The organism is Microbulbifer okhotskensis (assembly GCF_023895975.1).
Lineage (GTDB): Bacteria > Pseudomonadota > Gammaproteobacteria > Pseudomonadales > Cellvibrionaceae > Microbulbifer > Microbulbifer okhotskensis.
Genome location: NZ_JALBWM010000344.1, coordinates 1 through 674 on the forward strand (window position 1 = coordinate 1; position 674 = coordinate 674).

The window sequence follows — 674 nt, forward strand, 5'->3', positions numbered from 1 at the left end:
AGGCTTTTATTGGACAAATTCAAATTTTTTGAGGTTAGTACTGAATAGTTACGTTATTTCTATTATTTAATTGGTAGTAAATAACCTTCATACCCCTGGTCTCAAGCCAGTTGGCGAAGTGTTTCATAGCTTCAAAAAAGGCAATAATTTTTTGTATATGGTGAATGGTGTAGTCTGTCTCCTGGCGCATTTCAGCGATGAAATAAAGATTACTTTCCTGGCGTCCTTTGTACCAAGAGTGTTTATGGTTGAGTTGGTCTCCCAAAATCAAGCGTAGAGTTCTCACATTTCATTACCTGAATCGAGAGAGTGCAGGAGAAAAGCGCCAGGATAATTTTGCAACGCTTACTCCAGCGCCATAAGGGACTCAAAATCTAGATGATTGTCCGGTACGTCCAGTAGTAGCAGGATCGGGGCAATTCTTCCACAGATTGTGGCGAGTAAAGCAACTGTGAGTCACTCCCACCCACTTAGAGTGCCTGTGGGGCGGAGAGCGGGCTCTCTACGCGAAGGTTTAAAGTTGCTCGCCAGTAATAAGAAATATTTCTACTTGGATGTATAGGTCGTGAGTTATCCAATGCGGGTGGGTCATCAACGACAAGCTAAAATAATGATCCAAATATCAATACTTCGGACAGTTTTAGGGGGCGAAATAGGTAGGAACCACGGCCAGA

Annotated in this window: 1 protein-coding gene; it reads right to left on the reverse strand. The window is 42.9% G+C overall.

Going from position 1 to position 674, the window contains the following annotated elements; translation table 11 throughout:
* Nucleotides 1-34 precede the first annotated feature (34 nt).
* Nucleotides 35-286 carry a cryptochrome/photolyase family protein gene (locus MO867_RS22425; RefSeq protein ID WP_252473302.1) on the reverse strand — a complete coding sequence of 84 codons (252 nt, stop codon included), beginning with the start codon at nucleotides 284-286 and terminating at the stop codon, nucleotides 35-37.
* Nucleotides 287-674 lie beyond the last annotated feature (388 nt).